Genomic DNA, 25959 nt, shown 5'->3' with positions numbered 1-25959 from the left:
CTTAGGCGGTCACCTTGCGCCGCCGCGTCGACTTTCGCCGTGCCGGCGCCGGCCGGTCGACGACGACCTCGGCGAGGAACTTCCCGGTGTAACTTTCCGGAACGGCGGCGACATCCTCCGGAGTGCCTTGTGCGACAACGGTTCCGCCTTCGGCGCCCCCTTCGGGCCCCATGTCGATGATCCAGTCCGCCGTCTTGATCACGTCCAGGTTGTGCTCGATCACGATGACCGTATTGCCTTTATCCACAAGGCCGTTGATGACGTTCAGCAGTTTGCGGATGTCATCGAAATGCAGCCCGGTGGTGGGCTCGTCGAGGATGTACACGGTGCGACCGGTGGAGCGCTTCTGCAACTCCGAGGCCAGCTTGACCCGCTGCGCCTCCCCGCCGGACAGCGTGGGGGCGGGCTGCCCGAGCCGCACATAGCCCAGGCCGACGTCGACCAGCGTGCGCAGATAGCGGTGGATGCCGGTGATCGGCTCGAAGAACTCCGCCGCCTCCTCGATCGACATGTCCAGCACTTCGGAGATGGTCTTGCCCTTGTAGTGCACCTCAAGGGTCTCCCGGTTGTAGCGGGCGCCGTGACAGACCTCGCAGGGCACGTACACGTCGGGCAGGAAGTTCATCTCGATCTTGATGGTGCCGTCGCCCGTGCACGCCTCGCAGCGACCGCCCTTGACGTTGAACGAAAACCGGCCGGGTTGATAGCCGCGGACCTTGGCCTCCGTGGTGGCCGCGAACAGGGTGCGGATCTTGTCGAACACCCCGGTGTAGGTGGCGGGGTTGGACCGCGGCGTGCGCCCGATCGGCGACTGGTCGACGCGCACCAGCTTGTCGACGTGGTCCAGCCCGGTGACCCGGGTGTGCCGGCCCGGCACCTGCCGCGCTCCGTTGAGCCGGTTGGCCAGCACGGCGGCCAGGATGTCGTTGACCAGCGTCGACTTGCCCGAGCCGGACACGCCGGTCACCGACGTCAGCACGCCGAGCGGAAACGACACGTCAATCCCGCGCAGGTTGTGCTCGCGCGCCCCGACCACCGTGAGATTGCGTCGCCGGTCAACGGGACGGCGGATCACGGGGATCTCGATGCGCTCCCGGCCCGAGACGAAGGCGCCGGTGATCGAGCCCTTGTTGGTCAGCAGCTCGGCATACGTGCCGCTGTGCACGATGCGGCCGCCGTGTTCCCCGGCCCCGGGCCCGATGTCGACGATCCAGTCGGCGTGCGCGATGGTGTCCAGGTCGTGCTCGACCACGATCAGCGTGTTGCCCAAATCCCTTAGCCGAGTGAGTGTTTCGATGAGTCGACGGTTGTCGCGCTGATGCAGGCCGATGGACGGCTCGTCGAGCACATACAGCACGCCCACCAGGCCGGAGCCGATCTGGGTGGCCAACCGAATGCGTTGCGCCTCACCGCCGGACAGCGTGGCGGCCGCCCGCGACAACGACAGGTATTCCAGCCCGACGTCGAGCAGAAAGCCCAGCCGCGACTGTATTTCCTTGAGCACCTGACCCGCGATCGCCTGCTCGCGGGCACCCAGGGTGAGCCCGCGCAGGAAGTCCGAGCACTCGGAGATGGACAGCTCACAGACCTCGGCGATGGACTTCGCGCCGTGGGTCCCGGCCGCCAGCGTCACGGCCAGGATCTCCGGCTTGAGCCGGGTGCCGTCGCACTCGGGGCACGGCACGTCGCGCATGAAGCCCTCGTAGCGCTCCTTCATCATGTCCGATTCGGTCTGGCTCATCTTGCGCTGCAGGAATGCCAGCACACCCTCGAAATCGGCGTAGTACGAACGGGTTCGGCCGTAGCGGTTGCGGTAGCGCACATGCACCTGCTCGTCGCAGCCCTCCAGGATCGCCTTGCGCGCCTTGGCCGGCAGCTGACGCCACGGGGTGTCGACGTCGAAGCCCATCGCGTCGCCGAGCCCGGCCATCATCCGGGTGAAGTATTCGGCGGTGTGCCCCATCGACCATGGGGCCACCGCGCCCTCCGCCAGCGTGAGCTCGGGGTCGGGGACCACCAGGTCGGGATCGACCTCCTTGCGGATGCCCAGGCCGGTGCATTCGGGGCAGGCCCCGTAGGGCGAGTTGAACGAGAACGACCGCGGTTCCAGGTCGTCGACGGCCAGCGCGTGCCCGTTGGGGCAGGCCAGCTTCTCGGAGAAACGCTGCTCACGGTTGTGCGAGTCGTGTTCGTGGTCGACGAACTCCAGCACCACGATGCCGTCGGCCAGATTCAGCGCGGTCTCCACCGAATCGGTCAGCCGCTGCTTGGCGCTGGCCTTGACCGTCAGCCGGTCCACCACCACCTCGATGTCGTGCTTTTCCTGCTTCTTCAGCTTGGGCGGATCGGTCAACGAATGCACCACGCCGTCGACCCGGACCCGGCTGTAGCCCTGCGAATTGAGCTTCTCGAACAGGTCGGCGAACTCGCCCTTGCGGGTGCGCACGACCGGGGCCAGCACCAAAAACCGGTTGCCCTCCGGCATCGCCAGCACCTGATCGACGATCTGCTGCGGGGTCTGGCGCGCGATCCGCGCACCGCAGATCGGGCAGTGCGGCGTGCCGGCGCGGGCGTACAGCAGCCGCAGGTAGTCGTACACCTCGGTGATGGTGCCGACGGTCGACCGCGGGTTGCGGTTGGTGGACTTTTGGTCGATGGACACCGCCGGGGACAGGCCCTCGATGAAGTCGACGTCCGGCTTGTCCATCTGGCCCAGGAATTGGCGTGCGTAAGCGGACAGCGATTCGACGTAGCGTCGCTGTCCCTCGGCGAAGATCGTGTCGAACGCCAACGAGGACTTACCGGAGCCGGAAAGCCCGGTGAAGACGATCAACGCGTCGCGCGGTAGGTCGAGGTCCACGCCGCGCAGGTTGTGCTCGCGGGCACCCTTGACGATCAGGCGGTCGGCCACATGGCTCCTCTCCAGGTCCCCTCAGCCATCCAATTGGGCGCAGTACAGACCCATGCTATGTGCCCCCACCGACAACTAAATCCGCCGCAGTAACGTGGCGCCTATGACCCGCGCCGACGACGATGATGACGGTGCAGCCGGGATCGAGGAGTGGTGCACATGACCATGGTCGACGACAACTACACGGGCCACGTCGACGCCGGAACCGCCGCGCGCCGCACGCTGCCGGGCGCGACAATCCTGAAGGCGTCGGTGGGTCCCATGGACAACAACGCCTACCTGGTGACCTGTTCCGCGACCGGGGAAACACTGCTCATCGACGCGGCTAACGACGCCGACGTCCTGATCGATCTGGTGCGAGAGCACGCCCCGAAGGTGTCCCTGATCGTGACGAGCCACCAGCATTTCGATCATTGGCAGGCGCTGCAAGCGGTGGCCGAGGCCACCGGCGCGCCCACGGCGGCGCATGAGATCGACGCTGAGCCGCTGCCGGTGAAGCCGGACCGCTTGCTGGCCGACGGCGACACCGTGCAAATTGGTGAGCTGAGCTTCGACGTCATCCACCTGCGCGGTCACACGCCCGGCTCGGTCGCGCTGGCGCTGAGCGGACCCGCCACTGGCGGCGTCACGCAGTTGTTCACCGGCGACTGCCTGTTCCCGGGGGGCGTTGGCAAGACCTGGCAGCCCGGGGATTTCACGCAGTTGATCAACGACGTCACCAGCAAGGTGTTCGAGGTGTACGCCGATTCCACCGTCATCTACCCCGGCCACGGCGACGACACGGTGTTAGGCGCGGAGCGTCCTCACCTTCAGGAGTGGCGCGAACGCGGCTGGTGATTCCATCCCTTCAACTGGCAGGACAGTCCTCCAGATCCAGATTCCACTCAGTCGTGACAGTGAGAAGCGGACCGGGAGCGGGGTCCGTCAGCGGAATGATGTCGCCCATGAGGTCCGCATTTCCGCGGCCTCGTCGAACCGATGGCTGAAGCTGTATAGCTCGAGCGGCGTGAATTCGAGTGGACTTGCGTGGTAGCCAACTCGCCACAACCGAATGTCGGACCCGACCGTGGTCACGCCTGAAAGCTAGCGACCTGTCTAGCCGCTTGCACGACCATCGCGAAGTCAGCCGTGTCGGAGGCGCCGCCGAGAACTTCGACTGGCGCACGATCGTCGAGACGTGTGTTCGTGCCGAACAACCAGGCCCGAGCAGTTTTGTCGTCGTATGCATCAACAAGCATTCGCACGACTTTGTAGCCCTCTCGCAACCTACGTTCGGTTACGTCATGTGGTTCCGGGCCGCCTACTCGCGCGTATCGGCCGATCTGTTTTGCATCGGCAAGTCCTGCGAGGGCTGCGGCGATTCGTTGTCCGACCGTTTCCTGCAGGTAGCGGGCGATTTCACGAATTGGGCGTGTCGTTGCATCGCAATCGAGCTTCTCGGCGGCACTCGCTGTTAAGGCAGACATTTTGGGACCTCCGGAGGGGCTGTATCCACCGCAAGGCTACCACTACGCCACCACTAAACAACACCATAAACAACACCACAACGCCGAGATGTACGTGCTAGCTGGCCTCCGCTCGACGCCTGTCGAGCTCTTGGCCCTTCCCGATGGATGCTTCACGGCGAGAATGATGTTGCGGCGTTGTCGCTATCGGCGGCATTTCCCCGGCGGCGTCGGCAAGACCTGGCAGCCAGGGGATTTCAGGCGCACAGCGTCCTCACCTTCAGGAGTGGCGCGAACGCGGCTGGTGACCGTCAGGTGGTGTGCACGATCAGCACGTCGACCTTGGCCCGGCGTGACACGTTGGCCGGCACCGAGCCGAGCAGCCGGCCCGCGATCGTGCTCAGGCCCACGTTGCCGACGACCAGCAGGTCGGCCTTGGCGTCCTCGGCCAGGCTTACCAGCGCGTCCACCGGGGCGCCGACGATCGCGCGCTCCTCGACGTTCTTCGCGCCGGCGTTGTGAGCGCGCTCCTTGGCGGTGTGCAGGATCTCGTAGATCGGGGCGCTGCCCGTCACCTTGTAGCTTTCATCCCGCAGAACGTCGGCGGCCCGGGAGTCGTCGTTGTGCGGCAGGTACGCCGACGCGACGATCAACGTGGCGTCCGCCCCGGCGATCCTTGCGGCGCGTTCGACCGCGCGCATAGACGAATCCGAACCGTCGGTCCCCACCACCACGGTCTGATAGGCGCTCATTCACCCTCCAAAATGTCGGAAATGCACAGCCAACCCAAGACAGTATCGCGTTGCCGCACGTAGATGGAAGAAATAACGGCGCGGCGACCGCATGACGCCTTTCCCCTTTTACCCCGTCAGCCACCGTTAACACCCGATATTTTTCAATGCCGATCGTTTCGCCATTGCGAAAAGCGGTAATTGGCAGAACTTTTGGCCGGCGGGGGCGCAGGTTCGCGGACGATCGGCGGCCGCGGCGCCGATACCGCTGGTGAGCAGGCCGTACGGGTGCGCCTTAAAGTTACCTGCATCATGTCTACGTCGACCGTCGAGCCGCGGGCCGAAAGCCCGGAACCCGCTGCCGTCGACGAGCTCGCGCGGCCCCGACCGCGCGGGGCGCGCCTCGACGCGTGGCTGGTCGCCCTGCTGGCCGCGGCCATCAGCGCCGGTTGGGCCGCGCGGCCCTCGCTGTGGTTCGACGAGGGTGCCACGATTTCGGCGTCGGCCAGCCGCACGTTGGCCGAACTGTGGAAGCTTCTTGGCCATATCGACGCCGTGCACGGCCTGTATTACCTGCTGATGCACGCCTGGTTTGCGGTTTTCCCGCCGACGGAGTTCTGGTCGCGGTTTCCCAGCTGCCTGGCCGTCGGGGCCGCCGCCGCCGGCGTCGTGGTGTTCACCAGGAAATTTGCCGGCCGGCCCACCGCGCTGAGCGCGGGCGTCGTCTTCGCCATCCTGCCGCGGGTGACCTGGGCCGGGATCGAAGCCCGCCCATACGCGCTGGAGGCGGCCGTCGCCGTCTGGCTGACCGTATTGCTGGTCGCCGCGATGCGAAGCAACCGGATGCGGCTGTGGCTGTGCTACGGGCTGGTGCTGGCGCTGTCGATCCTGGTCAGCATCAACCTGGTGCTCCTGGTGCCGGTGTACGCCGCGATGCTGCCGCTGCTCGCGGTCAAGGGCTCCCGCAAGTCGCCGGCTCGGCGGTGGGCGGTCGCCTCCGCCGTCGCACTCGCGACCATGACACCGTTCCTGTTGTTCGCCCACGGCCAGGTGTGGCAGGTCAACTGGATCGCCACGCTGAATCGCAACCTCTTCCTGGACGTCGTGCATCGGCAGTACTTCGACCACAGCGTTCCGTTCGCGATCCTGGCGGGTGTCATCGTCGTCGCCGCGGTCGTGGCGCGGCTGGCCGGCGTGCCCGCGCTGGACGCGGATACCCGCCGACTGTTGCGGGCCTGCGCGGCGTGGATCGTCATCCCGACGGGTGTGGTGCTGCTCTATTCGGCGCTCGTCGAACCCGTCTACTACCCGCGGTATTTGATCCTGACCGCGCCGGCGGCGGCCGTCGTCCTGGCGGTGTGCATCGTCACCCTGGCCCGCAAGCCGTGGCGCGTCGCCGTCGTCCTGGTGCTCTGCGCCGTCGCCGCGTTTCCGAATTATCTGTTCACCCAGCGCGGCCCGTACGCCAAAGAGGGTTGGGACTACAGCCAGGTCGCCGACGTGATCGGTTCCCACGCGTCGCCCGGGGACTGCCTGCTGGTCGACAACACGGTGGTGTGGAAGCCGGGGCCGATCCGTGCGCTGCTGGCCACCCGGCCGGCGGCGTTCCGGTCGGTGATCGACGTCGAGCGCGGCTTTTATGGGCCCAAGGTCGGCGCCCTGTGGGACGGTCACGTCGCGGTGTGGTTGACGACGGCCAAGATCAACAAGTGCCCCACGCTGTGGACGATCACCAATCGCGACAAGTCGCTGCCGGAACATCAAGCGGGGCCATCGCTACCGCCGGGGCCCGTGTTCGGACGCGCGCCCGCCTACCAGTTCCCGAGCTACCTGCGGTTCCGGATCGTGGAGCGCTGGCAGTTCCATTACTCGCAGGTGGTCAAGTCGACACGTTGACGTTGGCTTGAAACACGTTCGTGGTGGGTAGCTGACCGGCATGCAGACGTGGCTGGCCGACCCGTTGTTCGGCGGCGCGGCGCAGAACGGTCGCCATGTGATCGAGCTCTTCGCCGCATTCGTGCTCACCACCTTCATCGGGCTGGAACGCACCATCCAGGGCAAGAGCGCCGGGCTGCGGACGCAGACCATCGTCGGTACGTCGTCGGCGCTGATTCTGTTGATCAGCAAATACGGCTTCGGCGACGTGTTGACCGGGAACACGATCGTGCTGGACCCGTCCCGGGTCGCGGCCCAAATCGTTTCGGGCATCGGCTTTTTGGGTGCCGGCATCATCATTACGCGACGGGGCGCGGTGCACGGGCTGACCACGGCGGCGGCGGTGTGGGAATCGGCCGCGATCGGCATGGCGGCTGGTGCCGGCATGCTGTTGCTCGCCACCGCCGTCGTATTCCTGCACTTCGTCAGCGCGCTGGCGTTCAACGTGCTGGAGCGTCAGCTCACCGCGCGGCTACGCGGCACGATGCGGCTGCACGTCGTCTACGAGAACGGGCGCGGCGTGCTGCGCGAGGTGCTGCGGATCTGCGGGCAGCGGAACTGGCAGCTCACCGAACTCGACGCGGACGCCCACGATATCGACGACGGCGAGGTCACGGTGATGATGACCCTGTCGGGCTCCAAGATGGCCAACGCCCAAGACGTCTTCTCCGGCGTCGACGGAGTGATCGCGGTGCTCCGCGCCGAGGACGAGGCGGACTGAGCTCAGCGCTCGGCGCGCGCCGGGAAGCAGGCCCGGTAGGAGGCGAAGACACCGAGCGCGGCCAACACGGCGAACGCCGCGTACAGCCAGCGTGCCGCCGCGGCGTCGGCGGCTCCGGCGGAGTCGACCGAGTTGACGATGACTCCGGCCACGCCCGCGCCAAACGCCCCCGAAATGACCTGCACGATGTTGATGGCGGCGGCGGCCACACCGCCGGCGGACGGGTCGGCGGGGTCGTCCACCGAGTCCATCGCGAGTACCGACAGGTGCGGCCAGGCCAGACCGATCCCGACCCCGGCCACCAGTAACGCCAACGCCCACAGCGCGACGGTGGTGGTCGGAGCGTTGTCGCGCTGGGTCGCCGCACCCAGCGCAAGACCAGCCGCCATGATCACCGGCGCGACGGTGATCGCCCTCGCGACGGTCCTCGGGTTGTCCCGCGAGGCACTGACGATCTCGCTGACCGTCCAACCGAACGCCAGCGCGGCGCCCAGGAACCCGGCCGTCAGCGGGGTCAGGTGCGCCAGCCGCTGACCGAACAGCGGCACATACGTGGTGACCATCGCCCCGACCATCATCACCGCCATGGTCAGGTAAAGCCATTTCAGCGGTCCAGGCCCAAAAACGCTGGGCGGCAACACCTTTGCCCGCATCCGCCGGTCGACGATCAGGAACAGTCCGATCAGGGCCGCGGTGGCGACGAGCAGCGCGACGGTCGCCGCAAAGTTGCGCGGCAGCTGCGCGACGCTGACGGCGAGCGCCGTGGCGCCCAGTAGCAGCAGCGACCCCACCGGGACCTTGGGCGCCGCGCCGACGGCTTCGAGGCGGGCGGAATCCTTCGGGGCGAGCGCGATCGGTACCAACACCGCCACCAGCGCCGTCAGGATCGCCATCGCGACAAACGCCCACCGCCACAGGCCGAACTGCGCGAACAGGCCCCCCGTCGCGGGCCCGACGACGGTGGCCACACCCCACATCGCGGACACCAGCGCCGCCGCCCGGGTCCACAGCGCACGAGGCAGGGCGGTGTTGATGACCGCGTAGCCCAGGCCGGCCAGCAGGCCCCCGGCGACGCCCTGCAGGGCGCGACCCGCGATCAGGATCCCCATGTTGGGTGCCATGCCGCAGACCAGGCTGGCGGCCGCAAACACGGCCAACCCCAACAGGTATGACGCCCGCGGCCCGACGCGTATCAGGACGGTGCTGACCAACGTCGCGGCCACCACCGACCCCACCAGATACAGCGTCGTCACCCAGGCATAGAGGCGGCTGCCGCCGATCTCGGCGACGGTGTTGGGCAGCAGGCTGCCGGTCAGAAACTCGTTGGTGGCGTAGAGCGCGACGCCGCCGGCCAGCACCACCGACGTCCCCAAATACCTACCGCCGAGCAGCGCGCGCCAACTGCCGGTGGTGCTCGCTGTCTCGGTCACGCCTACACGGTATGGGGTAGGGCCGACGGTCAGGCCATACCGGCTGCCAGACGGTGCCGATAGATCGCGTTGTACGAGGCGAAAAAGCCGAGGGCGGCCAGCGCGACGAACGTCGTGTACAAATAGCGCGCCGCCATCACGTCGCCGCCCTTGGTGGTGTTGACGACGACGCCGGCCACCCCGGCGCCGAAGGCGGCCGCGATCAGCTGCACCGTGTTGATCGCGGCGGCAGCCGCGCCACCTTCGGCCGGATCGTTGACGGAGTCCATTGCCCGCATCGACAAGTGTGGCCACGCCATGCCGATGCCGATTCCGCTGACCAGCAGGCCCACCGCCCACAGCACCACCGTCGAAATCGGCGCGTTGTCGCGCTGCGTGATCGCCGCCAGCCCCAGCCCGGCCGCCATCACCAGCGGCGCCGACGCGATCACCCCGCTGACGATCCGTTTATCGGTCAGCGAGGCGGAGACGAGCTCGGCGGCGGTCCAGCCGAACGCCAGCACCGCCCCCAAGAATCCGGCGCCGACCGGGGTGAGATGCCCCAGCCGCTGCCCGAACAGCGGCACGTACGTTCCCAGCATCACCGCGATGATCTGCAGGGCGATGGTGAGATAGATCCACTTCAACGGCCCGCGGCCAAAGACGCTGGGCGGCAACACCGCTGCATGCATCCGCATGTCCACGACGACGAACACCCCCACGATCAGCGCTCCGGCGGCCAGCAGCCCGGCGGTCGCCGAGAAGTAGTGCGGGAGCTGCGCCACGCTGATCGACAGGGCGGCGATACCCACCAGCAACAGCGACCACACCGGCACTTTCGTCACCGGCGTCTCGGCGCTCCGATCGGCCTCGCCGGTGGGCAGCACCACCCGAACCAGCAGCGCCATCAACGTCGTCAGGATCACCATGGCGCCAAACGCCCACCGCCACATGCCCAGCTGCGCGAAGAGGCCGCCCATCGCGGGCCCCACCAATGTCGCGATGCCCCACATCGCCGACACCAACGCGGGCCCGCGGGTCCACAACGAGCGCGGCAACGTCGCGTTGATCAGCGCATAGCTCAGGCCGGCCAACAGGCCGCCGGCCACGCCCTGAAAGGCGCGCCCGGCGATCAGCACCCCGATGCTCGGCGCCGCCGCACACATCAAGCTGGCGGCGCCGAAGATGCCCAGGGCCGCCAGAAACGACGAGCGGGCCCCGATGCGCGTCAGCAGCGCGTTCACCGTCGTCGCCGAGACCACCGACCCGACCAGGTACAGCGTGGTGACCCAGGCATACAGCCGGCTGCCCCCGATCTCGGCGATGGCACTCGGCAGCAGGCTGACGGTCAAAAACTCATTGGTGGCATAGAGCGCCACACCCCCGGCCAGCACGACGGACGTGCCCAGATGATTGCCGAACAGCTCGCGCCAGGTGCCCACGTCGCGCGCTGTCCCGGTCTCCCCCATACGGTCGCTCGCAATGTCGATCACTCCATCCACCGTAAGAGGTGATCGAAGTGGCCCAGGTCACTGCAAGCCGGCGGCGTCCATCCCGCGCAGCTCCTTCTTGAGGTCCGCGATTTCGTCGCGGAACCTCGCGGCCAGCTCAAATTGCAGGTCACGGGCGGCGGCCATCATCTGCGCCGTGAGGTCCTTGATCAGGTCCGCAAGTTCGGCGCGCGGCATGCTAGCTGTGTCGCGCCCCTCAAAAATTCCCGCGCTGACGGCGCGTCCGGGCTCGCCCTGGGCGCGTCGGCCGCGCGACGCGTTGCGCCCCGACCCACCGATCTCCACGCCGCCACTATCGTCGGCCTCGCGGTAGACCTGGTCCAGGATGTCGGCGATCTTCTTCCGCAACGGCTGCGGGTCGATGCCGTTGGCCTCGTTGTAGGCGACCTGCTTGGCGCGGCGGCGTTCGGTCTCGTCAATGGCCTCCTTCATGGAGTCGGTCATCGAATCGGCGTACATGTGCACCTCGCCGGACACGTTGCGGGCGGCGCGGCCGATGGTCTGGATCAGGCTGCGCGACGACCGCAGGAAGCCCTCCTTGTCCGCGTCGAGGATCGACACCAGCGACACCTCGGGCAGGTCCAGACCCTCACGCAACAGGTTGATCCCGACCAGCACGTCGTAGTCACCGAGGCGCAGCTGGCGCAGCAGTTCGACGCGGCGCAGCGTGTCGACCTCGGAGTGCAGGTAACGCACCCGGATGCCCATCTCCAGCAGGTAATCGGTGAGGTCCTCGGCCATCTTCTTGGTCAGCGTCGTCACCAGCACCCGCTGGTCGGCGTCGGCGCGTTTGCGGATCTCGCCGATCAGGTCGTCGATCTGGCCCTTGGTCGGCTTGACCACCACCTTCGGGTCCACCAGCCCGGTGGGCCGAATCACCTGTTCGACGAACTCCCCGCCGGCCTGGCTGAGCTCGTACGGCCCGGGGGTGGCCGACAGGTACACCGTCTGGCCGATCCGGTCGGCGAACTCCTCCCAGGTCAGCGGGCGGTTGTCGCACGCCGACGGCAACCGGAAGCCGTACTCGACGAGGTTGCGCTTACGCGACATGTCGCCCTCGTACATGCCGCCGATCTGGGGCACGGTGACGTGCGACTCGTCGATGACGAGCAGGAAATCCTCGGGGAAGTAGTCGAGCAGCGTCGCCGGCGGGGTGCCCGGCCCGCGGCCGTCGATGTGGCGCGAATAGTTCTCGATGCCCGAGCAGAACCCGACCTGCCGCATCATCTCGATGTCGTAGTTGGTGCGCATCCGCAGCCGCTGCGCCTCGAGCAGCTTGCCCTGGCTTTCCAGCAGCGCGAGCCGCTCGGCGAGTTCTTCCTCGATGGTGGAGATCGCGTGCGCCATCCGCTCGGGACCGGCCACGTAGTGCGTGGCGGGGAAGATCCGCAGCGAATCGACCTGGCGGATCACCTCGCCGGTGAGCGGGTGCAGGTAGTACAGCGCCTCGATCTCGTCGCCGAAGAACTCGATGCGCACCGCCAGCTCTTCGTAGGAGGGGATGATCTCCACGGTGTCGCCGCGCACCCGGAACGAACCGCGGGTGAAGGACAGGTCGTTGCGGGTGTACTGCACGTCGACCAGCAGCCGCAGCAGCCCGTCGCGGGCCACCTCGGTGCCGACCCGTAGCTCGACGGACCTGTCCAGGTAGGACTGCGGGGTGCCCAGGCCGTAGATGCACGACACCGAGGCCACCACCACTACGTCGCGGCGCGACAGCAGAGACGACGTCGCGGAGTGCCGCAGGCGCTCGACGTCGTCGTTGATCGAGCTGTCCTTTTCGATGTAGGTGTCGGTCTGCGCGATGTACGCCTCGGGCTGGTAGTAGTCGTAGTACGAGACGAAGTACTCAACAGCATTGTGCGGCAACATCTCTCGCAGCTCGTTGGCCAGCTGGGCGGCCAACGTCTTGTTGGGTGCCATCACCAGGGTGGGCCGCTGCAGGCGTTCGATCAGCCACGCGGTGGTGGCCGACTTGCCGGTCCCGGTGGCGCCCAGCAGCACCACGTCGCGCTCCCCCGCCAGGATCCGGCGCTCCAGCTCGTCGATGGCGGCCGGCTGGTCGCCGGCGGGGGCGTGCGGGCTGACCACCTCGAAGCGGCCGCCGGCGCGCACCAGCCCTTCCACGGCCTCTGCGGCGGGGCGGTATTCGGAATGCGCGACGACGGGATGCTCGGTGGCGAAGGCCATGTCAACCAGGGTAATAGCGGGTACCGACAACGTGGCGATCGCAAGCGCGGCGAGCGTGCGCAGAATGCCACGCCGCGCGGCGTGTCACCGTACAACCACGCACGCTCGCGAGGTTAGCCCGCGGGGCGGGTCCACAGCCGGGTGACCGGGTCGCACTGCAGCAGGTAGCCGTCGTTCGAGGTGGTCATGGCGAACACCGGCGTGGCCGGCCGGTCACACGAACTGCCCGCGGTGTGCGTTCCCGCCGTCGTCGGAGCCTTGGCCCAACTGTTGCCCTCGCACACGACCTGCTCGTTGTTGGTCGGGTCGTAGCCGAGTTTGCCGACATCGCTGCACAACGCGCCCAGCACCGGCGGCGACGGGGCCACCGGCGCGGTCGTCGCATTGACCACCTCGGCGGGGTCGGCCAACTTCACGCCGGCCGGCACGTCACCGGTTCGGGTGGCCACCACGGGCGTGCGCACCACCGCGCCCTGGGCGCCGCATTCGTTCGACAGCACGGTCTCGGTCTCGGTGCCGCGCAGCGTGCCGTCGGCCTGCGGCGCCAGCGACCACGCGACCGTCTCCTGTTGGGTGGCGGTGACCTGCCCGTTGGGCTGGGTGCAGCCGACCCGCTCCTGCTGCGGGGCGCCCTGCCAGTAGCCGCCGACGTAACGCAGGCTGTCGGTCTGGCCGCCGTCGGCGGTGTTGGCCACCAGGTGGTTGGTGTCGTCCAGCTGGGTCCCGGTGGCCGCACACCCGTTGGGCGTGCACGCCGAGCGGAAGGCCCACCAATCGGTTGCGGGGCCGTCGTGGCGGATCTGGACGCCGTTGCCGGTCCGCTTGGTCTGGTCGTAGGTCAACTGATAGGTACCGTCGAGCCCCTGATTGCCGGTCGGACCGGCGACGGGCGCCGGCGCCGACGGTCTGGAGGCGAGCGCCGGGTTCGGTGGGGCGGGGTCGGGCTGGAAGGAATACAACAGCGACCACGTCGCCGCTACCGCGATCAGCATCGCGCAGACCAACGCGGTCGCCCACCGGGTCCGTGGCGACACGTTGTGCCGCATCGCCCGCAAAATGCCTCGCGGAGAACGCAACTCGGCCATGTTGACGCTGAGGCGAACGTCGCCGATCGAGTCGCCGTCGTCGAACGCGGCCGCGAAACCGCGGCAGCGCTCGAACCTGTCCCCCGGGTCCTTGGCCAGCGCCGTGAAGAACACGTCGTCGAGGTACGCCAGATCCGGACGGTAGTCGCTGAGCCGGGGCGGGTCCTCGTGCAGGTGCTGGCTGATCACCGCGATCGGGTTCTCATGCTGGAACGGCGGTGAACCGGTCAACAGATGAAATGCCGTGGCGGCCAACGCATATTGGTCTGCGCGGCCATCGATGTTGGAACCCGTCAACTGTTCCGGCGCGGCGTAGGCGACGGTGCCCACCGCGACATTGGTCTCGGTGATGCCGCTGATGTCGCCGAGGTGGCGGGCTACCCCGAAGTCCGCCAACAGGATTCGGCGTTCCCCGCGCTCCTCGTCCTGGGGATGGGTGAGCAGGATGTTGGCGGGTTTGACGTCGCGGTGCAGCAACCCCCGGTCGTGCGCGTAGTCGAGCGCGCTCGCCACGGCGCGCACGATGTCGCACACCTCGTCGACGGGCATGCCGTCGGGGTAGCGCTCCTTCATCAGCCGGCTGGCGTCGGTGCCCTCGACATAGTCCATCGAGATCCACAGCTGGCCGTTGAATTCGCCGCGGTCGTGGACCCCGACGATGTGCGGATGCCACAGCGTGGCGGCCAGGTCGGCTTCCCGGTTGAACCTGTCGCGGAATTCGCCGTCCTTGGTGATCGTCTCGGCGAGGACCTTGATCACGTCGCGGCGCGGCAACCTGGGATGCAACGCCAGATAAACCTCGGCCATGCCGCCGGCGCCGAGCGGCCGCAAGATGGTGTAGCCGGCAAACGGCGCCCCGCTGGCGAGCCGCGACCCGCTGGCCTCGTCACGGCGGGCTTTTGCCGGCGGACTCGAGTTGACCGGCGGCACGCGCCGCATGAAGTGGTTCACGGTCGCCGAAGGAAGAGACTGAAAGCCCGCGCGCACCGCCTGACGACCCAGCCACGGGTTGCTCAGCAGCCCCCGACCGGCGTCCGGGCGCCGAGCCCTCCGTTTCATCTCGTCCATCAGTGACTGCCCCCTCGCTTTCTCCGCCTTTGGACGTAGTTGACCGATCCGGATCGGCGTCCGGATTTCACTTTGTTCACACCAATCCCGTCCGAATCATGCCGGAGACGCATGGGCGGCGGGCCAACGCAGGCTATGAGACAGCTATGAGTGGCCAAATTGAGACCGAAATTGACACAAAGCCAAGTCACAGGCGAGTCCAATGGAGAGCACCCGTTCCGCGGACCGATACTGGGGTAGTGAGTCGACCTGCCGCGCCCGTACTGACGATCCGGCACGACGGAGCCCAACAGTCTTTCGCCCCCGGCCACGAGGTGGTCGTCGGGCGTGATCTGTACGCCGACCTGCGCATCGCGGACCCGCGGATCTCTCGCGCGCACCTGTTTCTGCGCTTCGATCAGGGCCGATGGCGGGCGATCGACAACTCGCTGAACGGCACCTACCTCAACGGCTACCGGATGCCGGTGATCGATATCCACGACGGGCAGAGCATCAACGTGGGCAACCCGCAGGGACCCAGGTTGACCTTCCAGATCGGGTCCCAACAGGCGACCGTCCGGCCCACGCAGATGAGGTCGGTGCGAGACTCCGGGCCACCCACCCTGGCCTGGCCGATGAATCCCGAGCGGGGGCAGCCCCCGCAGCGGCCCGCGCCGCCGCCGCGACCGACCAGGGAGCAGACCCCGCGCCCCGGGCGTGCGCGCACCGGGCCCGTCCCGGCACCACCCAGGCCGCCGGGACCGCCCGGCCCGCCGCGCCCCTACCAGCACAAGGTGACACCGCCGCCGGCGCCGAAGCGCGAAGAGCTGACCACCGTCAACGCCAGACCGGCGCCTGCGAGCACGAAGCCGCCGGCCGAGTTCACCGTCGTCGACGCCAAACCCGGCGACGTGTCGAACCTGGCGACCAGGTTCGTGAAATTTCTCTCGCAGCGCTCGCCGGGCGCCCCGCGAACCCGCGGGACCACGGTCGGGGCCGGCACCGTCACCGTCGGTCGCGCCGCGGACAACGACATCGTCGTCGATGATGTGTTGGCCTCGCGCCAGCACGCCACGCTGTCGTTGACACCGCTGGGCACCGAGATTCGCGACCGCAGCGTCAACGGGACGTTCGTGAACGGCACCCGGGTCGGCTCGGCGATCCTGTCCGAGGGCGACGTGGTCACGATCGGCAACGTCGACCTGGTCTTCACCAACAGCACCCTGATCCCGCGCAAGGAGGCGGAGACCCGCACCGGCGGCCTGGAGGTGCGCGGCGTCAAGTACGTCGTCGACAACGGCAAACAACTACTGGACGACATCTCGCTGATCGCCCGGCCCGGCACGCTGACCGCCATCATCGGCGGGTCGGGGGCGGGCAAGACCACGCTGGCCCGGCTGATCGCCGGCTACGCGCAGCCCAGTTCCGGCTCGGTCACCTTCGAGGGCCACGACCTGCACGCCGAATACGCGTCGCTGCGCAGCAGGATTGGCATGGTCCCGCAGGACGACGTGGTGCACCGGCAGCTGACGGTGAACCAGGCGTTGGGCTACGCCGCCGAACTGCGGTTGCCGCCCGACACCAGCAAGGCCGACCGCACGCAGCGGGTCGCCCAGGTGCTCGACGAGCTCGATCTGACCAAACACGCCGACACCCGGGTGGACAAGCTGTCCGGCGGCCAGCGCAAGCGCGCCTCGGTGGCGCTCGAACTGCTGACCGGGCCGTCGTTGCTGATCCTCGACGAACCCACGTCGGGCCTCGATCCCGCGCTGGATCACCAGGTCATGATGATGCTGCGCCAGCTGGCCGACGCCGGGCGCGTGGTGATCGTGGTCACGCACATGTTGTCGTATCTGGACATCTGCGACCAACTGCTGCTGGTGGCGCCCGGCGGGAAGACCGCGTTCTGCGGTCCGCCGGGCGACATCGGCGACGCGATGGGCACCACGAACTGGGCCAAGATCTTCTCCAAGGTCGGCGCCGACCCCGACGAGGCGAACCGGCGCTTTCGGGCCCAGAACCAGGCGCCGGGCAACCGCGCGATGCCCGAGACCGAGCCGGCCGAGCTGGGCAAGCCGGTGCATACCAGTCTGCGGCGTCAGATCTCGACGATCGCGCGCCGGCAGGTCCGGCTGGTGGTCGCCGATCGCGGCTATTTCGTGTTTCTGGCGCTGTTGCCGTTCGTCCTCGGTTCGCTGTCGCTGACCGTGCCCGGTTCCAGCGGATTTCACATTCCCGCCCAGGGCGCCGGCACGCCCGACGAGTCCGCGCAGATCCTCAGCCTGCTGCTGCCGGCCGCGGCGTTCATGGGAATCGCGCTGACGATCCGCGACCTGGTCGGCGAGCGCGCCATCTTTCGGCGCGAGCAGGCGGTCGGCTTGTCGGGCAGCGCCTATCTGCTGGCCAAGACCGCCGTGTTCTGCGGCTTCGCCATCCTGCAGGCGGCGGTCATCACCGCGATCGTGGTGGCAGGCAAGGGCGCCCCGACCCGCGGGCCGGTGGTGATGGGCCATGGCACCGCCTTGGCGACCGTCGAGCTGTTCAGCACGGTCGCCGCGACGTGCGTGGCCTCGGCGATCCTCGGGCTGGCGATCTCGTCGGTGGTCCGCTCGACCGAGCAGGTCATGCCGTTGTTCGTGGTGGCGGTGATGGCGCAGCTGGTGCTGTGCGGCGGGATGGTGCCGGTGACCGGCCGGCTCGGGCTCGACCAGCTGTCGTTTGGGATGCCGACCCGCTGGGGGTATGCCGCGGCGGCGTCGACGGTCGACGTGCGCACGCTGGTGCCCGGTTCGGTGCTGCCGCAGGACCGGTTCTGGGAGCACACCGCGAAGATCTGGGCGTTCGACATGGCCATGCTGGCCGCGTTGTCGTTGCTCTACGCCTGCTTCGTCCGCTGGCGAATCCGATTGCGGCGTTGACTCTGCGTCCCTGGCGACAAAGTTCGAGTAGGGCCCGCCGCCAGCGCAGAGTCAATCGCGTTCAGCGCGCGCCGGTAGAGTGACGTCTCATCCATCCGCCGAAGAACGAGACGTTCGATCTGGTCGCCCGCACCAACACCGATCCCAAGGGCATCGTGCGGGCCGTCGACGAATACACGGTGCGGCCGTGGGGGCTGTACCTAGCCCGGCCCACTCCCGGCCGTGCCCAGTTTCATTACCTCGAGTCGTGGCTGCTGCCGTCGTTGGGCTTGCGCGCCACCGTCTTTCACTTCAACCCGGGCCACGAACGCGACTACGACTACTACCTCGACGTCGGCGAATACACGCCCGACCCGGCGACGTGGCGCTCCGAAGATCACTACCTCGACATCGAGGTGCGCACCGGGTCGGCGGCCTCACTGGCCGACGTCGACGAGCTTTTGGAGGCCGTGCGCCTCGGGCTGCTGACCCCGGACGTCGCCGAGCGCGCGGTGCTGCGGGCCACCACCGCCGTCGACGGCCTGGCCCGCCACGGCTATGACCTCCAGCGGTGGCTGGCCGGCCTGGGCATGGAGCTCAGCTGGCGCTGAAGTGATCCAGCAGCGCGTCCAAATCGGCGATCGCGCGCAGGGTGTCGTTGAGATGCGTGCACGTGCTGGTGCCCACGAATTCGCTTCGGACGCGGTGGCGTAACTCGCCGAGCGGCATGCCACGCACCCGCCCGGCGCTGCCGATGGCCCCGGGGCATTCCTGCCACGGCAGCACCCGCACCTCGGCGCTCACCGCCGCGATGGTCCGCGTCGAGGTGTCGACGGTGCCGGCCACCGTGTACTCGTGCACGATCGTCTCGACCAGCTCGTCGTCCATGTGGGAGTCGCGGAAATGGGCGTCAAACTCCACCGAATCGGCGTCCGACGGCCACATGTCGAGCCGCCGGAATCTGCGCATCCCACGTGCGCGAAGGGGGTCGACGTCATGCAGTCCGTCCAGGGGCGGCGCCACGGGTCCCCGGCCCGTCGGGACGACATCGTGTCGCCGGGCATAGTTCACCAGCGACGCCTCGGGCGCGAAACCCGCGCAGATTCCGGCCATCCGGTCCGCGACGCCCGCCGGCATCTTCTGCTCGACGCCGAGCGTGATTGCCGTGTGCTGCAAGCCGTATCCCGATACCAGCGCGGCGCCGACCCAATCGTCGAGCAACAGGTGAAGCAGGCTCGCCCGCCGGACTTCGTCGGGCAACAGCGCGGCGATCTTCGACCGGAAACCCGCACCGACGCGAGCGCCCCGCAGCGCATCCAGACCGCTGGCCGGCGGTGTGCACCACAGGTCGTCGATGACGAAATTGACCAGCCGCGCACCGACGCGGACCTCGCCGAGCACCTCGACGTCGCCCGTTCCCGTCGCGGACGCGTCGCGCGCCCGGAGGTCCACCAGCGACTCCCCCGGCCCGCCCGGATGCGTGTCGATGGTGCTCGTGCGCCGCAGCCGCCCCGCCACCAGCGGCGGCGCCGGGTCGACGACGGGCTGCCGCGGTCCGAGGATGTCGGTGACGAACGGCATGCACCGACGGTACCCGGTGCCTACGTCGTCGGTTTTCGGGCCGAGGGCGCGGGTACTTGGTTGGGTATGTCCTTGAGCGAGTACCGGCGCAAACGACCTTCCGGGCGCAGCCCGGAGCCGTCGGGGCGGAAGGGACGAAAGCGCTCTGGCAGGCCGAGCTTCGTCATCCAGCACCACGCGGCGCGCAGCGATCATTACGACTTCCGTCTCGAGATCGACGGTGTGCTGGTGTCCTGGGCGGTGCCCAAGGGGCCGTCGACAAACCCGAAGGACAAGCGGATGGCGCGCCGCACCGAGGATCACCCGCTGGAATACGCCACATTCGAGGGGGTTATACCGCGCGGCGAGTACGGGGCCGGCGGCGTCATCGTCTGGGACCGCGGCAGCTACACCAACGCTGGGGATCGCGAGATGACGGAGGGCCTTGCGCGCGGCCACCTTTCGTTCGTTTTGCACGGCGAGAAGCTGCGCGGCGGCTACGCGCTGACCAGGATCCGGGGCGGCAAGCAGGAGACCTGGTTGTTGGTCAAACGCAAGGACGAGGGCGCCGACGCGCGACGCAAACCCGTGAAGAGCCAACCCGAATCCGTGCTGTCCGGACGGACGTTGGACGACCTGTCGTGACGGATCTCGCCGGCCTGCCCGACTCCGTGCGCGCCGCGCTGCGCGACGAGCCGGTGCCGGACTGGCGGGCGCCGACGCTGGCCACCCTGACCGAGAAGCGGTTTTCCGATCCGAAGTGGATCTTCGAGCGCAAATTCGACGGCATGCGTTGCCTGGCGTTCGGCGACGGCGACCGAGTCAGGCTGCTGTCTCGAAACCGTAAGCAGCTCAACGGGACCTACCCCGAGCTGGTCGACGCGCTCGCGGCGCAACACGTCACCCGTTTCGTCCTCGACGGCGAGGTGGTCGCGTTCGACGGCCGACGCACCAGCTTCGAGCGGCTGCAGGCCCGCCTGGGCATTACCGATCCGAAGGTGGCACGCGCCTCCGACGTCCGCGTCTACTACTACGTCTTCGATCTGTTGCACCTCGACGGCAAGTCCACCGTCGACGTGCCGCTGGCCTGGCGTAAACGCTTGCTGCGCAGCGCTATTGACTTCACGGATCCGCTGCGCAACGCCCCGCATCGCGTCGAGGACGGGATCGCGGCCTACCGTCGCGCCTGCGAACGCGGCGACGAAGGCGTGATCGCCAAGCTCGCCGACTCCAAGTACGACGGGCGCCGGTCGCCGAACTGGCTGAAGTTCAAGTGCGTCCGCGATCAGGAGTTCGTCGTCGGCGGCTATACCGCCCCCAAGGGCAGCCGGATCGAGTTGGGCGCCTTGCTGATCGGCTACTACGACGACGGCGCGCTGGTCTACGCCGGCAAGGTGGGCACCGGCTTCGACGAGCCCACCCTGCGCAGCCTGCACAAGCAGTTGTCCCGAATCGGGCGGGACACACCGCCGTTCACCCGGGGATTGGTGCGCGAACGCGACGCCTGCTGGGTGCGCCCCGAGCTGGTGGTGCAGATCGGCTTCAGCGAATGGACGCGCGACGGCAAGCTGCGCCACCCGCGCTATCAAGGCCTGCGCACCGACAAGGAGCCCCGCGACGTGGCAAGGGAGACACGCTGATGCCCCACATTGACGTTGAGGTCACCCACGGCGATCGGGTGCTGTTTTTCTCCGACGGGATCACCAAACGCGATCTCGTCGACTACTACTGCGCGGTGGCCGACACGATGCTGCCGCACGTCAAGGGCCGGCCGCTCAACGTGCAGCGGTTCCCGCGCGGCATCGGCGAAAAAGGGTTCCTGCAACAGGATTTCGACGGTTCGATGCCGGACTGGATGAACGGTATCAAGGTCGAGAAGGAAGGCGGCACGCTCGTGCATGCGGTGGCCGAACGCCCCGAAGCGCTCGGCTGGCTGGCCAACCAGAACTGCATCACGGTGCACATCTGGCAGTCACGCCGCGACCGGCTGCACAACCCCGACCGCCTGGTCTTCGACCTGGACCCGTCCGGTGACGACTTCGCCGTGGTGCGCGCGACGGCCCGTGCGACGGCCGCGGTGCTCGACGACCTCGGGCTGGCTTGCTATTTGCAGACCACCGGGTCGCGTGGGCTGCATGTGGTGGTGCCGATCCGCGGCGATTCCGACTTCGACACCGCGCGGCAATTCGCGCGGGACGTCGCGGAGGTCGTCGTCGCCGACGACCCCGACCACCGCACCCTGGAAGCCCGCAAATACAACCGCAGCGACCGCGTGTACCTCGATGTCATGCGAAACGCCTACGCGCAGACGGCGGTTGCGCCGTACTCGGTGCGCGCCCGCGCCGGCGCGCCGGTGGCCACCCCGCTGGAATGGGACGAACTGGACCGGCGGGGCTTGCGGGCGGATCGGTTCACCCTGTGCGACGTTCCCAAACGCCTGCGCGAGCAGGGCGATCCGTGGGCCGACATGTCCCGGCACGCCCGCGCACTCGCCGGCCCCCGGCGGCGCCTGGACAAGCTTCGTGCCTGAACTGCCTGACGTGGAAGGGTTTCGGCGCGAGCTGGCCACGACGCTGCCCGGTCGCCGGATCGACCACGTCGAAGTCCACGATCCCGGCATCCTGCGCAACAGCACCGCCCCGGCGCTCGGACGCGCGCTGCGCGGCCATCGCTTCGCGGCCCCGCGCCGGCACGGCAAGTGGCTGATCCTGCCGACCGACGGCCCGGTGCTGCTGATCCATGGCGGGATGACCGGCCACCCGTACTACGCGGCCGACGGTGCCGAGCCCATCGGATACGAGCGGCTGGTGCTGGCCCTGGACGAGGGCGAACTGCGCTACGCCGACCTGCGCAAGCTGCGCGGGGTGTGGCTGGCCCGCGACGACGACGACGTCGCCGACGTGACGGGACCGCAGGGCCCCGACGCGCTGGGCATTGGCCTGCGCGCGTTCCGCGACGTGCTCGACGGCCGGTCCGGGCGGCTCAAGCCGACGCTGATGGATCAGTCCGTGATCGCCGGGCTCGGCAATCTGCTCACCGACGAGATCTGTTGGCGGGCCCGCATCGCCCCGAGACGCCCGGTGGCCGAGCTGGATGCCGACGAGGTGCGCGGATTGCACGGCGCGCTCACGCAGGTGCTGCGCACCTCGGTGCGGCATGGCCGGGTGCCCGGCCTGTCGCGGTGGCTCACCGGGGCGCGTGACGAGCCGGACCCGACCTGCCCGCGCTGCGGCACCCGCCTGCAACACGGGCGCATCAACGGTCGAACGTCCTGGTGGTGCCTCCGATGTCAGCCGCGCTGACGCGGCGTAATCTCACCAGCTATGAGCTGCATCGGGCGCAGTTGGATGCCGATCGCGGCCGCGACGGTGCTCGCGGCCGGCCTTCCGGCCATGTCCCCGCAAGCGCGGGCGGATCTGCACAACATCACCTACCGGGCCAGGATCGACGCGCTGACCACCGGCAGCCAGGCCATCTTCGTGACCGGCGCCGGCCGGACGAGCAGCACCAACCTGCCGTCGATGCCCGGCAACGCATTTGAGGCCAACGCCGTGCTGCCCGATCCGAAGCAGGCCGGGATGCAGATCGTGCTGCGCTGGCCCTATTCGGCCAATGTGCATTGCGAGATCGATGTGGACGACGCCGTTTTCACCCAGGTGGATCGGCGGGTGACGCCGGCGCCCAGTGGCGGCGATCCCGCGAGCGGCATCCTGCAGTGCGGTGCCACGCCGGACAGGCTAGGGCTGCCATCCGGTTGAGTCGGCCCACTCGCGCGCCCGCCGGTAGGCATCGAGAAACCACGGCTCCTTGGCTTCGGCGTACTGGGCCGCATTCTCGGCCGCGCGCTTGACGGCCAGATAGTCCTCCCGCACCCCGGCGTTGGCCTTAAGCCAGTCGACGAAGAGCAGCGCGAACCGCTGATTGGGCCAACCGTCCACCCGAATATGCACGTTCGTCGGCCGGCCGGGATCCGCCGACGCGTGAAACCGCTTGTGCCACAACGACGGATCGCTTCCGTGGGCAACGTCGGCGGTGATGTGTTCCAGGCGGGGATACCCGGCGGAAAGCAACGGTTCAGCGAGTTCGTCTGCCACCGTAAGGGATTCGACGGTGATCTGGATGTCGATGACGTCCTTGGCGTCATAGCCGGGGACGGCGGTGGATCCGATGTGGTCGACGCGCAACGCCCGCTGGCCGCACGCCGTCTTCAACCGGTTGATGATGCGCTGCGCCTGCTCCGGCCAGGTCGGGTCGGCCGGCACCAGCCGCGCCGGCGCCTTGGCGACCTGACGTTGCGCGAGGTTGTGCGCGAACGGCACGACGCGGTTGTTCCACACGTCGTGCGCCCGCTGAATCAAATCCGCTTGCGTGCCCGAGTTATCCAGCCAGATGTCGGCGACGGCGCGGCGTTGCTCGTCGCTGGCCTGGGCGGCGATGCGGGCGCGGGCGTCCTCTTCGGGCATGCCCCGCTGTTCGATTAGTCGCCGCAGCCGCACCTCGACGTCGGCGTGCACGATGACCACCAACGGGAACAGCGGCGCCATCCCCGATTCCACCAGCAGCGGAATGTCTTCGACGACCACCGCGTCCTCGTGCACCGCCGCGATGATCTCCGCGCGCCGCTTGCCCACCAGCGGGTGCACGATGCCATTGAGCTTCTGGCGCGACTCGTCGTCGCGGAAAGCCTTGGCGGCCAACGCCGGACGGTCCAGCGCCCCGTCGGGAAGCAGGATGCCGTCCCCAAACGCGTCGACTAGCGCCGCGAGGCCCTCGGTGCCGGGCTCGACCACCTCGCGCGAGATGACGTCGCCGTCGACGATGATCCCGCCGCATTGCGCGAAGGTGGCGGACAGCACCGACTTGCCGGCGCCGATGCCACCGGTGAGCCCGATGCGCAGCATCGGCTATTAGGCGTTGCCGGCGAGCTTTTCCCGCAGCGCGGCCAGTTGGGCGTCGCTGGCAAGCGAACCACCCGCGGCCTTTTCCTGCGGCGCGCTGCTGGACGACGATTCCTCGGAGCCGTGTCCGGCCGCCTCGGCGGCAGCGAACTTCTCCATCTGCGTGGTGTGCATCTTGTGCCGGCGCTCGGCCTCGGCGTAGCGCGCTTCCCACTCGTTACGCTGGGCGTCGAATCCCTCAAGCCACTCGTTGGTTTCGGAGTCGAAGCCCTCGGGGAAGATGTAGTTGCCCTGCTCGTCGTAGCTGTCGGCCATGCCGTACTTCGCCGGGTCGAACTCGTCGTGGTAGTCCTCGTTGGCTTGCTTGAGCGACAACGAGATTCGGCGACGCTCCAGGTCGATGTCGATGACCTTGACCATCGCGTCGTCGCCGACGGCGACCACCTGGTCGGGCACCTCGACGTGGCGCTCGGCCAGCTCGGAGATGTGCACCAGACCCTCGATGCCCTCCTCGACGCGGACGAACGCACCGAACGGAACGAGCTTGGTGACCTTGCCCGGCACGATCTGGCCGATGGCGTGGGTGCGGGCGAAGTGCCGCCACGGGTCTTCCTGGGTTGCCTTGAGCGACAACGAAACCCGCTCGCGGTCCATGTCGACGTCGAGCACCTCGACGGTCACCTCGTCGCCCACCTGGACCACCTCGGACGGGTGGTCGATGTGCTTCCAGGACAGCTCGGAGACGTGCACCAGGCCGTCCACCCCGCCCAGGTCGACGAACGCGCCGAAGTTGACGATCGAGGAGACCACACCCTTGCGGATGGTGCCCTTCTGCAGCTGGTTGAGGAACTCGCTGCGCACCTCGGACTGGGTCTGCTCCAGCCAGGCGCGCCGCGACAGCACCACGTTGTTGCGGTTCTTGTCCAGCTCGATGATCTTGGCCTCGATCTCCTTGCCGATGTACGGCTGCAGGTCGCGCACGCGGCGCATCTCGACCAGCGAGGCGGGCAGGAAGCCACGCAGCCCGATGTCGAGGATCAGGCCGCCCTTGACGACCTCGATGACGGTGCCCTTGACGGCCTCGTCCTTCTCCTTGAGCGCCTCGATGGTGCCCCAGGCGCGCTCGTACTGGGCGCGCTTCTTGGACAGGATCAGCCGACCCTCTTTGTCCTCCTTGGTGAGGACGAGGGCCTCGACCTCATCGCCGACGGTAACGACCTCGTTGGGGTCGACATCGTGCTTGATGGAGAGCTCGCGGGCGGGGATGACCCCTTCGGTCTTGTAGCCGATGTCGAGGAGCACCTCGTCCCGGTCCACTTTGACGATCGTGCCTTCGACGATGTCGCCATCGTTGAAATACTTGATCGTTTTGTCTATTGCGGCGAGAAAGTCCTCGCTGGTGCCTATGTCGTTGACGGCTACTTGCGGCGAGGTGACGGTGGGACTCGGCATATTGTTGGGTTGCTCCGGACAGGGTCTGGTCGTAGGGACAAATACGAGGGTTTACCCATCGAGGCTACTCGACAGGGCACACGCTGGACAAACCACACCATCCGTCGCGTGCGTAACGCCACGGCGAATTTCAGCGGGATTTGCGGCCTTTACGTTACACAGGCGCC

The 25959-nt window shown here is 68.0% G+C and carries 20 protein-coding genes and 1 pseudogene; 11 read left to right on the top strand and 10 right to left on the bottom strand.

What is annotated here, in order from left to right:
* Window position 1: 1 nt before the first annotated feature.
* Window positions 2-2911, bottom strand: a complete 2910-nt coding sequence (gene uvrA / locus G6N66_RS11900; RefSeq protein ID WP_085234277.1) for an excinuclease ABC subunit UvrA — start codon at window positions 2909-2911, stop codon at window positions 2-4.
* A 159-nt stretch (window positions 2912-3070) separates the two neighbouring features.
* On the opposite strand from uvrA, the gene G6N66_RS11895 reads away from it, so the two are divergent.
* Window positions 3071-3748 carry an MBL fold metallo-hydrolase gene (locus G6N66_RS11895; RefSeq protein WP_085234311.1) on the top strand — a complete coding sequence of 226 codons (678 nt, stop codon included), beginning with the start codon at window positions 3071-3073 and terminating at the stop codon, window positions 3746-3748.
* Window positions 3749-3981: 233 nt separating this feature from the next.
* On the opposite strand, the gene G6N66_RS11885 is transcribed toward G6N66_RS11895, so the two are convergent.
* A complete protein-coding gene (locus G6N66_RS11885; protein WP_085234278.1) occupies window positions 3982-4377 on the bottom strand; it encodes an XRE family transcriptional regulator in 396 nt (131 codons plus the stop codon).
* Between the two features lie 196 nt (window positions 4378-4573).
* Between G6N66_RS11885 and G6N66_RS29470 the strand changes: the two are divergent.
* Window positions 4574-4664: pseudogene (locus tag G6N66_RS29470) on the top strand (MBL fold metallo-hydrolase); the annotation flags it as partial.
* Window positions 4665-4667: 3 nt separating this feature from the next.
* Here G6N66_RS29470 and G6N66_RS11880 read toward each other — a convergent pair.
* Window positions 4668-5108 (bottom strand): universal stress protein, encoded by a 441-nt coding sequence (locus G6N66_RS11880; RefSeq protein WP_085234279.1) that lies wholly within the window; start codon window positions 5106-5108, stop codon window positions 4668-4670.
* 291 nt (window positions 5109-5399) lie between these two features.
* Between G6N66_RS11880 and G6N66_RS11875 the strand changes: the two genes are divergently transcribed.
* Window positions 5400-6983, top strand: coding sequence for a mannosyltransferase (locus G6N66_RS11875; RefSeq protein ID WP_085234312.1), 1584 nt, complete (start codon window positions 5400-5402; stop codon window positions 6981-6983).
* Between the two features lie 40 nt (window positions 6984-7023).
* Window positions 7024-7743, top strand: coding sequence for an MgtC/SapB family protein (locus G6N66_RS11870; RefSeq protein ID WP_085234280.1), 720 nt, complete (start codon window positions 7024-7026; stop codon window positions 7741-7743).
* 2 nt (window positions 7744-7745) lie between these two features.
* Here G6N66_RS11870 and G6N66_RS11865 read toward each other — a convergent pair whose 3' ends face one another.
* The 4 genes from G6N66_RS11865 to G6N66_RS11850 all read right to left on the bottom strand — a co-directional run bounded on the left by G6N66_RS11865 (window position 7746) and on the right by G6N66_RS11850 (window position 15006).
* A complete protein-coding gene (locus G6N66_RS11865; protein ID WP_085234281.1) occupies window positions 7746-9173 on the bottom strand; it encodes an MFS transporter in 1428 nt (475 codons plus the stop codon).
* A gap of 29 nt (window positions 9174-9202) precedes the next feature.
* Window positions 9203-10621 carry an MFS transporter gene (locus G6N66_RS11860; RefSeq protein ID WP_085234313.1) on the bottom strand — a complete coding sequence of 473 codons (1419 nt, stop codon included), beginning with the start codon at window positions 10619-10621 and terminating at the stop codon, window positions 9203-9205.
* A gap of 60 nt (window positions 10622-10681) precedes the next feature.
* On the bottom strand, window positions 10682-12853 hold the full coding sequence (gene uvrB, locus G6N66_RS11855) for an excinuclease ABC subunit UvrB (RefSeq protein ID WP_085234282.1): 2172 nt from the start codon (window positions 12851-12853) through the stop codon (window positions 10682-10684).
* Between the two features lie 113 nt (window positions 12854-12966).
* On the bottom strand, window positions 12967-15006 hold the full coding sequence (locus tag G6N66_RS11850) for a serine/threonine-protein kinase (RefSeq protein WP_085234283.1): 2040 nt from the start codon (window positions 15004-15006) through the stop codon (window positions 12967-12969).
* Between the two features lie 239 nt (window positions 15007-15245).
* Between G6N66_RS11850 and G6N66_RS11845 the strand changes: the two genes are divergently transcribed.
* Together G6N66_RS11845 and G6N66_RS11840 are read left to right on the top strand one after the other, a co-directional pair.
* The gene (locus G6N66_RS11845) at window positions 15246-17903 is read left to right on the top strand and encodes an ATP-binding cassette domain-containing protein (protein WP_232079279.1); all 2658 of its coding nucleotides are present in this window, start codon (window positions 15246-15248) and stop codon (window positions 17901-17903) included.
* A 155-nt stretch (window positions 17904-18058) separates the two neighbouring features.
* A complete protein-coding gene (locus tag G6N66_RS11840) occupies window positions 18059-18493 on the top strand; it encodes a DUF402 domain-containing protein (protein ID WP_163645824.1) in 435 nt (144 codons plus the stop codon).
* On the opposite strand, the gene G6N66_RS11835 is transcribed toward G6N66_RS11840, so the two are convergent.
* A complete protein-coding gene (locus tag G6N66_RS11835) occupies window positions 18480-19463 on the bottom strand; it encodes a DUF2889 domain-containing protein (RefSeq protein WP_085234286.1) in 984 nt (327 codons plus the stop codon). The two genes, G6N66_RS11840 and G6N66_RS11835, sit on opposite strands and share 14 nt — an antisense overlap.
* Window positions 19464-19529: 66 nt before the next feature.
* Here G6N66_RS11835 and G6N66_RS11830 point away from each other — a divergent pair, with 66 nt between their 5' ends.
* Genes G6N66_RS11830 through G6N66_RS11810 form a run of 5 tightly spaced genes read left to right on the top strand, consistent with a single transcriptional unit; the run spans window position 19530 to window position 23200 of the window.
* Window positions 19530-20087 (top strand): DNA polymerase ligase N-terminal domain-containing protein, encoded by a 558-nt coding sequence (locus G6N66_RS11830; RefSeq protein ID WP_085234287.1) that lies wholly within the window; start codon window positions 19530-19532, stop codon window positions 20085-20087.
* Entirely contained in the window at window positions 20084-21082 is a 999-nt protein-coding gene (gene ligD / locus G6N66_RS11825) for a non-homologous end-joining DNA ligase (RefSeq protein ID WP_085234288.1), read from the top strand. The genes G6N66_RS11830 and ligD (G6N66_RS11825) overlap by 4 nt, the downstream gene beginning before the upstream one ends.
* Window positions 21082-21972: a non-homologous end-joining DNA ligase gene (ligD, locus tag G6N66_RS11820; protein WP_085234289.1), complete on the top strand. Its 891-nt coding sequence runs from the start codon at window positions 21082-21084 to the stop codon at window positions 21970-21972. Before ligD (G6N66_RS11825) ends, ligD (G6N66_RS11820) begins: the two co-directional genes overlap by 1 nt.
* Window positions 21965-22744: an Fpg/Nei family DNA glycosylase gene (locus G6N66_RS11815; protein WP_085234290.1), complete on the top strand. Its 780-nt coding sequence runs from the start codon at window positions 21965-21967 to the stop codon at window positions 22742-22744. The genes ligD (G6N66_RS11820) and G6N66_RS11815 overlap by 8 nt, the downstream gene beginning before the upstream one ends.
* A gap of 21 nt (window positions 22745-22765) precedes the next feature.
* Window positions 22766-23200 (top strand): hypothetical protein, encoded by a 435-nt coding sequence (locus G6N66_RS11810; protein ID WP_085234291.1) that lies wholly within the window; start codon window positions 22766-22768, stop codon window positions 23198-23200.
* On the opposite strand, the gene coaE is transcribed toward G6N66_RS11810, so the two are convergent.
* Complete coding sequence (gene coaE / locus G6N66_RS11805; protein ID WP_085234292.1) at window positions 23180-24343, bottom strand: dephospho-CoA kinase; 1164 nt, start codon at window positions 24341-24343, stop codon at window positions 23180-23182. The genes G6N66_RS11810 and coaE overlap by 21 nt on opposite strands.
* A 6-nt stretch (window positions 24344-24349) precedes the next feature.
* Window positions 24350-25792 carry a 30S ribosomal protein S1 gene (gene rpsA, locus G6N66_RS11800; protein ID WP_085234293.1) on the bottom strand — a complete coding sequence of 481 codons (1443 nt, stop codon included), beginning with the start codon at window positions 25790-25792 and terminating at the stop codon, window positions 24350-24352.
* Window positions 25793-25959 lie beyond the last annotated feature (167 nt).

The organism is Mycobacterium conspicuum (assembly GCF_010730195.1).
Taxonomy (GTDB): Bacteria; Actinomycetota; Actinomycetes; order Mycobacteriales; family Mycobacteriaceae; genus Mycobacterium; species Mycobacterium conspicuum.
This window is presented reverse-complemented; position numbering and strand designations above follow the sequence as displayed.

Coding starts and splice junctions, on each gene's coding strand:
- G6N66_RS11895 (WP_085234311.1), top strand. CDS start 3,071: ATGACCATGGTCGACGACAACTACACGGGCCACGTCGACGCCGGAACC.
- G6N66_RS11885 (WP_085234278.1), bottom strand. CDS start 4,377: ATGTCTGCCTTAACAGCGAGTGCCGCCGAGAAGCTCGATTGCGATGCA.
- G6N66_RS11880 (WP_085234279.1), bottom strand. CDS start 5,108: ATGAGCGCCTATCAGACCGTGGTGGTGGGGACCGACGGTTCGGATTCG.
- G6N66_RS11875 (WP_085234312.1), top strand. CDS start 5,400: ATGTCTACGTCGACCGTCGAGCCGCGGGCCGAAAGCCCGGAACCCGCT.
- G6N66_RS11870 (WP_085234280.1), top strand. CDS start 7,024: ATGCAGACGTGGCTGGCCGACCCGTTGTTCGGCGGCGCGGCGCAGAAC.
- G6N66_RS11860 (WP_085234313.1), bottom strand. CDS start 10,621: ATGGGGGAGACCGGGACAGCGCGCGACGTGGGCACCTGGCGCGAGCTG.
- uvrB (WP_085234282.1), bottom strand. CDS start 12,853: ATGGCCTTCGCCACCGAGCATCCCGTCGTCGCGCATTCCGAATACCGC.
- G6N66_RS11850 (WP_085234283.1), bottom strand. CDS start 15,006: ATGGACGAGATGAAACGGAGGGCTCGGCGCCCGGACGCCGGTCGGGGG.
- G6N66_RS11835 (WP_085234286.1), bottom strand. CDS start 19,463: ATGCCGTTCGTCACCGACATCCTCGGACCGCGGCAGCCCGTCGTCGAC.
- G6N66_RS11830 (WP_085234287.1), top strand. CDS start 19,530: ATGTCCTTGAGCGAGTACCGGCGCAAACGACCTTCCGGGCGCAGCCCG.
- ligD (WP_085234289.1), top strand. CDS start 21,082: ATGCCCCACATTGACGTTGAGGTCACCCACGGCGATCGGGTGCTGTTT.
- G6N66_RS11810 (WP_085234291.1), top strand. CDS start 22,766: ATGAGCTGCATCGGGCGCAGTTGGATGCCGATCGCGGCCGCGACGGTG.
- coaE (WP_085234292.1), bottom strand. CDS start 24,343: ATGCTGCGCATCGGGCTCACCGGTGGCATCGGCGCCGGCAAGTCGGTG.
- rpsA (WP_085234293.1), bottom strand. CDS start 25,792: ATGCCGAGTCCCACCGTCACCTCGCCGCAAGTAGCCGTCAACGACATA.